Origin of the sequence: Lactobacillus sp. UMNPBX4, assembly GCF_002554115.1 — a bacterium.
Taxonomy (GTDB): Bacteria; Bacillota; Bacilli; order Lactobacillales; family Lactobacillaceae; genus Lactobacillus; species Lactobacillus gallinarum.
Window position 1 is genome coordinate 1 of sequence record NZ_PCZF01000084.1, and the last position, 3,197, is coordinate 3,197.

General features: G+C 50.3%; 2 rRNA genes. Both read right to left on the reverse strand.

Going from position 1 to position 3,197, the window contains the following annotated elements:
* Positions 1 to 2 precede the first annotated feature (2 nt).
* Positions 3 to 119 (reverse strand): 5S ribosomal RNA (rrf, locus tag CP355_RS09600).
* Positions 120 to 190: 71 nt separating this feature from the next.
* Positions 191 to 3,094 (reverse strand): 23S ribosomal RNA (locus CP355_RS09605).
* Between the last annotated feature and the right edge of the window lie 103 nt (positions 3,095 to 3,197).

Genomic DNA, 3,197 nt, shown 5'->3' on the forward strand with positions numbered 1-3,197 from the left:
GAGCACGGCAGCTTCCTTTCCTCGCAGGCAGTTGCCCACCAACTACTTTCGGCGTTAAGAAGCTTAACTTCTGTGTTCGGCATGGGAACAGGTGTATCCTTCTTGCTTTCGCCACCGTACTCTTTTGAGCTTTTACACTCAAAACTAAACATAATCTCTCGCAAAAAACCTTCTCCAGATCGCTTGGCCTTTGGTCAAGTCCTCGACTGATTAGTACTGGTCCGCTCCATTCTTCACAGAACTTCCACTCCCAGCCTATCTACCTCATCGTCTTTGAGGTGTCTTACTGCTTACGCAAAGGAAATCTCATCTTGAGGGGGGCTTCGCACTTAGATGCTTTCAGCGCTTATCCCTTCCGCACATAGCTACCCAGCGATGCTCCTGGCGGAACAACTGGTACACCAGCGGTGCGTCCATCCCGGTCCTCTCGTACTAAGGACAGCTCCTCTCAAATTTCCTACGCCCACGACGGATAGGGACCGAACTGTCTCACGACGTTCTGAACCCAGCTCGCGTGCCGCTTTAATGGGCGAACAGCCCAACCCTTGGGACCGACTTCAGCCCCAGGATGCGACGAGCCGACATCGAGGTGCCAAACCTCCCCGTCGATGTGAACTCTTGGGGGAGATAAGCCTGTTATCCCCAGGGTAGCTTTTATCCGTTGAGTGATGGCCCTTCCATACGGTACCACCAGATCACTAAGTCCTAGTTTCCTACCTGCTCGAGTTGTCTCTCTCGCAGTCAAGCTCCCTTATACCTTTACACTCTGCGAATGATTTCCAACCATTCTGAGGGAACCTTTGAGCGCCTCCGTTACACTTTAGGAGGCGACCGCCCCAGTCAAACTGCCCACCTGACACTGTCCCTGGCCTGGCTTACAGGTCGAGGTTAGAGCATCCTTCAAACAAGGGTAGTATCCCAACATTGCCTCCAGCAAAACTAGCGTCCTGCCTTCCTTGGCTCCTACCTATCCTGTACATGTTTAAAAGATACTCAATATCAAGCTACAGTGAAGCTCCATGGGGTCTTTCCGTCCTGTCGCGGGTAACCCGCATCTTCACGGGTATTATAATTTCACCGAGTCTCTCGTTGAGACAGTGCCCAAATCATTACACCTTTCGTGCAGGTCGGAACTTACCCGACAAGGAATTTCGCTACCTTAGGACCGTTATAGTTACGGCCGCCGTTTACTGGGGCTTCAATTCAAACCTTCGCTTGCGCTAAGCTCTCCTCTTAACCTTCCAGCACCGGGCAGGTGTCAGCCTCTATACGTCATCTTACGATTTTGCAGAGACCTGTGTTTTTGATAAACAGTTGTTTGGGCCTATTCACTGCGGCTAACCATTCTCATGGCCAGCACCCCTTCTTCCGAAGTTACGGGGTCATTTTGCCGAGTTCCTTAACGAGAGTTCTCTCGCTCACCTTAGTGTTCTCCACTCGACTACCTGTGTCGGTTTGCGGTACGGGTATGTTCTCTCTGGCTAGAAGCTTTTCTTGGCAGTGTGACTACCACACCTTCGCTACTTTTACTTCGCTCCTCATCACGACTCGTGTTGCTGGTTAGAAGCATTTGACTCTTAACCGCACTTGTCGCTTGAACATCGTTCCATCGCGATGCGTGTTTCGCCTCCTGCGTCCCTCCATTGCTCATAACGATTGAACACAGTACAGGAATCTCTACCTGTTATCCATCGACTACGCCTCTCGGCCTTGCCTTAGGTCCCGACTTACCCTGGGCGGACGAGCCTGCCCCAGGAAACCTTAGTCTTTCGGCGGATAGGATTCTCACCTATCTTTCGCTACTCATACCGGCATTCTCACTTCTAAGCGCTCCAATTATCCTCTCGGTTAACCTTCGCCGCACTTAGAACGCTCTCCTACCACGTACTTACGTACATCCACAGTTTCGGTACTATGCTTAGCCCCGGTAAATTTTCGGCGCAGCGCCACTCGACTAGTGAGCTATTACGCACTCTTTGAATGATGGCTGCTTCTGAGCCAACGTCCTAGTTGTCTACGCAACTCCACATCCTTTTCCACTTAGCATAGATTTGGGGACCTTAACTGGTGATCTGGGCTGTTTCCCTTTCGACTACGGATCTTATCACTCGCAGTCTGACTCCCGTGTATAGATATCTGGAATTCGTAGTTTATCTGGATTCAGTAACCCCTGACGGGCCCCTAGTCCAAACAGAGCTCTACCTCCATTATCCTCTCCACGAGGCTAGCCCTAAAGCTATTTCGGAGAGAACCAGCTATCTCCAAGTTCGTTTGGAATTTCACCGCTACCCACAACTCATCCCCGCAATTTTTAACTTACGTGGGTTCGGCCCTCCAGCGCGTTTTACCACGCCTTCAGCCTGGTCATGGGTAGGTCACTTGGTTTCGGGTCTACGTCACCTAACTTCTCGCCCTCTTCAGACTCGCTTTCGCTCCGGCTCCGTCTTTTCTGACTTAACCTCGCTAGATAACGTAACTCGCCGGTTCATTCTACAAAAGGCACGCCATTGCACTTTAATGTGCTTTGACTACTTGTAGACACACGGTTTCAGGTTCTCTTTCACTCCCCTTCCGGGGTTCTTTTCACCTTTCCCTCACGGTACTGGTTCACTATCGGTCACTAATTAGTATTTAGCCTTGCGAGATGGTCCTCGCGGTTTCAACCGGGATTCCTCGTGTCCCGGCCTACTCAGGATTCTGCTAGGCGCGCTTGCAATTTCACGTACGGGGCTCTCACCCTCTCTGGCTTACCTTCCCAGATAATTCTGCTATCACTCACGCTACCACGTCGCAGTCCTACAACCCCAAATGATAAATCACTTGGTTTGGGCTCTTTCCTCTTCGCTCGCCGCTACTAAGGAAATCGATCTTTCTTTCTCTTCCTGCAGCTACTTAGATGTTTCAGTTCACTGCGTATTCCTTTGATTGACTATCTATTCATCAATCAATAATGCATCGCTGCATTGGGTTCCCCCATTCGGACATCTCCGGATCTCTGCGTACTTACCGCTCCCCGAAGCTTTTCGTAGTTCGTCACGTCCTTCATCGGCTTTTAGTGCCTAGGCATTCACCGTGCGCCCTTTTCTACTTGACCTTACTCAAGAATTCTCTTCTCGGTCGCCTTGCAATCTGTTCTCTTTGATTGTCTCGGTTTTTTGCTTGGATTATATTCAGTTTTCAATGTACTAGCTCTTTGA